This is a genomic window from Rhodococcus sp. 7Tela_A2 (assembly GCF_049311045.1).
Classification (GTDB): domain Bacteria; phylum Actinomycetota; class Actinomycetes; order Mycobacteriales; family Mycobacteriaceae; genus Rhodococcus.
In genome coordinates, this window is the sequence record NZ_JAXION010000170.1 from 1 (window position 1) to 6,538 (window position 6,538).

General features: G+C 65.2%; 9 protein-coding genes. 3 read left to right on the plus strand and 6 right to left on the minus strand.

Features of this window, described 5'->3' with window-relative positions:
- Positions 1-117: 117 nt before the first annotated feature.
- Genes TVH25_RS20280 through TVH25_RS20290 form a run of 3 tightly spaced genes read right to left on the minus strand, consistent with a single transcriptional unit; the run spans position 118 to position 808 of the window.
- Positions 118-318, minus strand: a complete 201-nt coding sequence (locus TVH25_RS20280) for a hypothetical protein (RefSeq protein WP_422425318.1) — start codon at positions 316-318, stop codon at positions 118-120.
- Positions 315-596 (minus strand): hypothetical protein, encoded by a 282-nt coding sequence (locus TVH25_RS20285; protein WP_422425319.1) that lies wholly within the window; start codon positions 594-596, stop codon positions 315-317. The genes TVH25_RS20280 and TVH25_RS20285 overlap by 4 nt, the downstream gene beginning before the upstream one ends.
- A complete protein-coding gene (locus tag TVH25_RS20290; RefSeq protein WP_422425320.1) occupies positions 593-808 on the minus strand; it encodes a helix-turn-helix transcriptional regulator in 216 nt (71 codons plus the stop codon). The genes TVH25_RS20285 and TVH25_RS20290 overlap by 4 nt, the downstream gene beginning before the upstream one ends.
- Positions 809-926: 118 nt before the next feature.
- Between TVH25_RS20290 and TVH25_RS20295 the strand changes: the two genes are divergently transcribed.
- Together TVH25_RS20295 and TVH25_RS20300 are read left to right on the plus strand one after the other, a co-directional pair.
- On the plus strand, positions 927-1,469 hold the full coding sequence (locus TVH25_RS20295) for a helix-turn-helix domain-containing protein (RefSeq protein ID WP_422425321.1): 543 nt from the start codon (positions 927-929) through the stop codon (positions 1,467-1,469).
- Positions 1,450-2,637: a tyrosine-type recombinase/integrase gene (locus TVH25_RS20300; protein ID WP_422425322.1), complete on the plus strand. Its 1,188-nt coding sequence runs from the start codon at positions 1,450-1,452 to the stop codon at positions 2,635-2,637. Before TVH25_RS20295 ends, TVH25_RS20300 begins: the two co-directional genes overlap by 20 nt.
- Here the strand turns inward: TVH25_RS20300 and ychF are convergent.
- Positions 2,634-3,713: a redox-regulated ATPase YchF gene (gene ychF, locus TVH25_RS20305; RefSeq protein ID WP_296549473.1), complete on the minus strand. Its 1,080-nt coding sequence runs from the start codon at positions 3,711-3,713 to the stop codon at positions 2,634-2,636. The two genes, TVH25_RS20300 and ychF, sit on opposite strands and share 4 nt — an antisense overlap.
- Positions 3,714-3,749: 36 nt before the next feature.
- A complete protein-coding gene (locus TVH25_RS20310; RefSeq protein ID WP_422425323.1) occupies positions 3,750-4,205 on the minus strand; it encodes a hypothetical protein in 456 nt (151 codons plus the stop codon).
- Positions 4,206-4,344: 139 nt separating this feature from the next.
- On the opposite strand from TVH25_RS20310, the gene TVH25_RS20315 reads away from it, so the two are divergent.
- The gene (locus TVH25_RS20315; RefSeq protein WP_422425324.1) at positions 4,345-5,589 is read left to right on the plus strand and encodes an AI-2E family transporter; all 1,245 of its coding nucleotides are present in this window, start codon (positions 4,345-4,347) and stop codon (positions 5,587-5,589) included.
- Between the two features lie 16 nt (positions 5,590-5,605).
- Here the strand turns inward: TVH25_RS20315 and TVH25_RS20320 are convergent.
- Positions 5,606-6,538: SbcC/MukB-like Walker B domain-containing protein (locus TVH25_RS20320; RefSeq protein ID WP_422425325.1), on the minus strand; the 933-nt coding region annotated here is incomplete at its 5' end.

A 6,538-nucleotide genomic window follows, 5' to 3' on the forward strand; every position in this document is an offset into this window, starting at 1 on the left:
GCGGACGGAGGCCCTCCCGATGCTCGAGGAGATCCTCGGTGGCGGAGTCGCGGGGGCGCGCGCGCGCCCCCCCCCCCCCCCGCGGCGTTCAACGGATGTGTGCCATTTCGTCGGGTCTCAACGAATGTGCGGGTTCGGATGAGCGCGGAGAATGGGCGCGTCACGCCGCGGGTGTCTCCCTCGGCGCATGGACGTTTCGAGGTCTTCGGCGAACACGTCGCGCGGGTTTCGGTCTGGTGTTCCGACTGCGCCAATCAGCAAGATCACTACGTTTTCGAGGATGACCAGGACAGTCAGGAACAGTTCGAGGTCGGTCACAGCGACGCCCCCTCGAGCGCGGCGAGGCGGTTGATTGCGACCTCGAGCCATTCCTCGCGGGTGTAGCCGGCATCGGGTATGTCGCGGAGTTGGATCCATACCGCGAGGGCGTGTGTGACGTTCAGTTCCGGGACGCCCGTAGTGTTCGCAGCCTCGGTGATCTCATAGGCCGTAGGTCGGCTAGAATGAAACATGGCTTCCGCTCTTTGGTAGGGGTGAGAACCAAAGCCCTCGATGCCCTGCACGGCATCGGGGGCCTTTTCGTTGTTCGGGGTCATGCGGATGCGGCCTCCTGGTCTGCAATCCACGCTTCGACGACGCTGCGGCGCCACACTCGCCGGCGCGGTCCCAGCAGAAAACTCTTTGGTCCCCGTCCGATGTGCACCCAGTAGCGCAACGTGCCTTCGGGGATGCCGGTGTACTCGGAAACCTGCTTCGCTTTCCAGAACTCGTCGGCCTGCTCGGCGACGCTGCTATGAGTGCGAGTCATTACCCCTCCTAAGACCTAAGCGCTTGAATTTCAAGCTCAGCGCGACCATACCAACGCAATCGCGTTACGTCCACTCCTTCCGCTTGGGTTCAATGCTTGTCGCGCTTAGACTCCTGGCATGTCTGATACCGAACGCTCGTCGCCAGAGACCGACAGAACCCTCCTTGATCTGCTACAACAGATGCGTAAGACGGAGATGAAAGAGGGCGACGCCGCTGAGCGACGGACTGTCTTCGAATGGTGGGAAAAGGCATTCGGGCAGAAGGTCCGGCAGTGGCGGAAAGCTCGCGACTGGTCGCAGGAATACCTAGCCGAACAGTTGAATCTTCATGGCTTCGACATTCACCAGACGACCGTGGCAAAGATCGAACGCGGAGCAAGGCCGCTGCGCGTCTCCGAAGCTGTAGCACTGGCTGCGGTGTTCGGAATGCCTGCACTGAGCGTCTTCTACGGACCAGGCCCAGAACAAGAACCCATGTCCGAGCAGAAGATGCGCGAACTCATGGAGAAGCTCGAGGAGGGTGCTCGCCACGCCCAGGAACAACTTGAGAGCGCAGCAAAGCACGTCGCCTACTACGAAGCCCAAAGAGCGTCGATGGCCGACGCGATCAATCGTGCTGCATTAGAAGCGGATCGAGACGATGACACGTCAGAGGCGTAATCGTCGCGCCGGCGTCGAGGACCGCTGGCGCAAAGCGGACGGCACACCCTCAGCCAGTAAGGGCAAGGGGAAGCGCTGGCGCGCCCGCTACGTAGACGAAGCCAGCAAAGAACACGCCCGGTCGTTTACCCGCAAAGTCGACGCGCAACAGTGGCTCGACGAGGTGACCGCAGCTCAGGTCACCGGCACCTATATCGACCCGGCGACGGGCAAAGTCACCTTCGCATCGTTCTACCGCGAGTGGTCGACACGGCAGGTGTGGGTGCCAGGGACTGCGCTAGCAATGAACCTCGCATCGAGAAGTGTCACCTTCTCGGATGTGGCACTCGCAGACCTGCGGCCCTCCCACGTCGAGAAGTGGGTGCGATCGATGGTCGACGCAGACCTTCAGCCGTCGACGATCAAAACCCGATTCAACAACGTGCGCTCCGTCTTACGTGCTGCGGTACGTGACCGGATGCTCGCTCACGATCCATCGCAAACCGTGGCACTCCCCCGCGTTCGTCGCACCGAGGCCGCGATGGTCATACCCACACCCACACAAGTCGGTGCTCTACTTCGGCAAGCTGAGGACGATTTCCGGGCATTCGTCGGGCTGTGCGCGTTCGCTGGTCTGCGACTCGGGGAAGCTGCAGCCCTCCAGGTCGGGGACATAGACTTCCTGCGTCGAGAGATCGAGATTCGCCGGCAGGTGCAGAGGGCGAACGGTCACGAGGTCGAGATCCGTGGACCGAAGTACGGGTCCGAGAGGACCATTCCGGCCCCGCAAGGCTTGCTTGATCTTCTGTCCGTGCACATCGCGCATTGGCGTGCAGGGACCAATCCCGAACGATGGATGTTCCCCGGAAGAGGCGAGCATCCGTGGCATCAGAACAGTGTCGGCTACCGCTGGCGCAAGACACGAGAACGTGCAGGCGCCGGAGATCTACGCCTGCACGATCTGCGGCACTTCTATGCGTCGGGGTTGATCGCTGCGGGGTGCGATGTGGTGACCGTGCAACGTGCCCTCGGGCACCACTCCGCTGCGGTCACGCTCACGACGTACTCGCACCTGTGGCCGGATGCTTCCGACCGGACCCGCAAGGCTGCGGATGGACTCTTCGCGGAAGCTACTGCGGACGGACTGCGGACGGAGAGCGACAAAACCCCTGTTGACCAGGGGCTTTAGACGTTGAAGCGGAACTCCACGACATCGCCGTCGGCCATGACGTAGTCCTTGCCTTCCATCCGGACCTTGCCCCGGGCCTTGGCCTCAGCCATCGAACCGGCGGCGTCGAGGTCGTCGAACGAGACGATCTCGGCCTTGATGAAGCCACGCTCGAAGTCGGAGTGGATGACGCCGGCGGCCTGCGGTGCAGTGTCGCCCTGGTGGATGGTCCACGCACGCGCCTCCTTCGGACCCGCCGTGAGGTAGGTCTGGAGGCCGAGGGTGTGGAAGCCGACGCGCGCGAGGGAGGCGAGGCCGGGCTCGTCCTGACCGATCGAGTCGAGCAGTTCCTGAGCTTCTTCCGGCTCGAGTTCGATCAACTCGGACTCGACCTTGGCGTCGAGGAACACGCAGTCTGCGGGAGCGACGGCCTCACGCAGTTCCTGCTTCTTCGCGTCGTCGGTCAGCACCGTCTCGTCGGCGTTGAAGACGTAGAGGAACGGCTTGGTGGTCATGAGATTGAGCTCGCGCAGCAGCGCGTAGTCGAGGGTGTCCTTCTTCGAGAACAGGGTCGCGCCCTCGTTGAGGACGGCCTGCGCCTTGACGGCCTCCTCGTACTGCGGCTTGAGGTCCTTGTTCTTCTTCGCTTCCTTCTCGAGACGCGGCAGCGCCTTCTCGAGGGTCTGGATGTCGGCGAGGATCAGCTCGGTCTCGATGATCTCGATGTCGGCGAGCGGGTCGACGCGACCGTCGACGTGGATCACGTCGTCGTCGGCGAACACGCGCACAACCTGGCAGATCGCATCCGCTTCGCGAATGTTGGCGAGGAACTTGTTGCCCAAGCCTGCGCCCTCGGACGCTCCCTTGACGATGCCGGCGATGTCGACGAACGACACGGTGGCAGGCAGGATGCGCTGCGAACCGAAGATCTCTGCGAGGCGATTCAGCCGCGGATCGGGCAGTTCGACCACGCCGACATTGGGCTCGATGGTGGCGAACGGATAGTTCGCAGCCAGCACATCGTTCTTGGTCAGCGCGTTGAAAAGCGTCGACTTGCCGACGTTGGGAAGACCGACGATTCCGAGGGTAAGGCTCACGGGTTCAATATTCTACGCAGACCCCGCGCGGTCGCCTCATCCGCACGCTACCCGCACCAACTGCGCGATCCGCGCGGCCTGCTCATCGTCGGGCACGGACGTCCCGTCGGCGGCGAGTTCGCCGACCTTGTCGTTGACTTCCTGATCGCCGACGCCGTTCTCGATCAACGGGCACGTCTCGGTGACGATGGACTCGATCGACGAGGCCTCCCGGTCGGCGGACAACTGCGGGTAGCCGGCACGGAACGCCGCTACGAACGCACTCATCTTGGCATCGTCGAACGCTTCTCCGGCTTTGTCGGCGGCATCGGAGGCCGCCTGCTGAACCGAGGAGAGGACCCCGCCGGCCTGTTCCTGCACATTCGTCGCGGCCTCGCTCGCCGAGGAACGCGCCCCGTCCGACGTCGGCGCGTCGTCCGAGCTGCACGCGGTGAGAGCACCGGCGACAGCCACCGCGACCAGCATGATCGATGCCCGAGTTCTCCGGGACATGCCCGTTCCATTCGTCACGTTTCGAGAGTGCCACGAACGGGGACTCTCGGTCGGGCAAATCCGACAACCCGCTCATGCTCGGATTCCGGGCGTGGTGACCGTAGATTTACGGACGTCGGGCACGTCGACTCGCACAGACATGTCGGAAGGACCAGCGTTGACCGAATCGAAATCCAGCCCATGGGGTACGAACCCCGCCTCGACATCGTCGAAGACTCCTGATCGGGCCACCCTCATCGGTGCCGGCGGAATGTGGCTCGCGAAGTGGTCCGCGATCCTTGTCGTGATCGCTGCGGGTGCCCTCGTGCTCGGCTGGATCATCCAGAAAATGTGGGTGATCGTGCTGCCGGTCGCCCTCGCGATCGTGGTCTCGACGATTCTGTGGCCGCCGACCCGGGCGATGACCAAACGCGGGCTCCCACCCGCACCGGCCGCGTCGATCACGCTCGTGCTGTTCTTCGCGATCGTGGGCGGCATCATCGCCGGCATCGTGCCGTCGGTGGTCAACCAGGTGCCCGATCTGGCCAACAAGGCCACCGAAGGCATCAACACGGTCCAGGACTGGGTGAAGGGCCCGCCCATCAACCTGCAGGACGAGCAACTCGACAACGCCGTGGACGCGGTGGTCGAACGTGTCCAGGGCAGTGCTGCCTCCATCGCCGGGGGCGTGTTCTCCGGGGTCACCACCGCCGGGTCGCTGCTCATCACGTTCGCACTCGTCCTGGTGCTGTCGTTCTTCTTCATCAAGGACGGACCGCGTTTCCTCCCCTGGCTTCATCGGGTCAGCGGCAGGACTACCGGGCGGCACCTCGAAGAGGTCCTGACCCGGATGTGGATCACGCTCGGCGGGTTCATTCGCACTCAGGCAGTAGTGAGCCTCATCGACGCGGTGTTCATCGGCATCGGCCTGGTGATCCTCGGTGTACCGCTCGCGCCGGTGCTGGCGATCCTCACGTTCATCGGTGGATTCGTCCCGATCGTAGGTGCCTTCGTTGCCGGTGCCCTGGCCGTGCTGGTCGCGCTCGTCGCCAACGGCTTCACCACGGCTCTCATCGTGCTGGCACTCATCATTGCGGTGCAGCAGATCGAGGGGAACGTCCTGCAGCCCGTTCTCCAGTCGCGGAGCATGAATCTGCACGCGGCCGTGGTGCTGCTCGCGGTCACTGCCGGATCGTCGCTGTTCGGCATCGTCGGTGCGTTCCTGGCGGTGCCGGTGGCTGCGGTCGCCGCCGTCGTGATCCGCTACATCGGCGAGCAGATCGACAGTCGCTCGGCCGAAGTCGATCCGGACGACGCGACGAAAGCGCTGCCCGCTCCCGGCGACGCCTCGGCGCCCGATCCGAACGCCTCCACCGGGCCGGAGCCCGAGCCGGATCAGAAGTGACGGACGCTCCTGCGGGTCAGCTCGCGACCTGAACAGTGGATCCCGACCGGCCGCGGATGACGTGCAGCCGGCTCGGGATCCGCTGCCGCATCTCGTCGACGTGGCTCACCACCCCGACGACCCGGCCGCCGGCGCGCAATTCGTCGAGCACCCCCATCACCGCATCCAGAGAGTCCGCGTCGAGTGTGCCGAACCCTTCGTCGATGAACATCGTGTCGAGAACCACTCCGCCGGCTTCCGCTGCGACGACGTCCGCGAGCCCGAGCGCCAGCGCCAGCGACGCCTGAAACGACTCGCCGCCGGACAGGGTTTTCGTCGACCTGACCACGCCGGTGTATTCGTCGTGGATGTCGAGCCCCAGGCCACCACGTCGACCACGGGTGTCGGCCGCGTCGGAGTGCACGAACTCGTACCGGCCGCCCGACATCCTGCGCAGTCTCTCCGACGCGGCCTCCGCCACCTCCTCGAGACGCGCCGCGAGCACATACGAGCGCAGCGACATCTTCTTGGCATTGGAGCCGCCACCGGCCACGACGTCCGCGAGGTCGGCGAGTTCGGCCTGCTCGTCGCGGAGAGGGACGAGTTTCGCGTACGCCTGCTCGAGACGCGCCGTGTAGGCGTCGATGTCGAGGTACCGGCGGGCCGCCTCGGTGGCGGCAGCGTGCGCCCGGTCGAGCGCGGCAGCGCCCGCGGCGACCGCTGCCCGCGCCCCGGGCACATCGGCCGTCTCGTCTCCGGTGAGAACGGCTATCGCAGGCTCGGCGAGCGTGGCCTGCGCGACCGCCCGTTCGTTGTCGGCCGCTCGGAGCACACGATCGATCTCGTCGATCCGCTCCCCCGGCCGGAGTGCCGCACGTGCGGCGTCGAGGTCGGCGAAACCGGCCTCGGTCGCGGCGGCGAGCGCCCCCCCCGGCCCCGGCGCGGCGCCCGTCCGGGCCGGGGGGGCCGG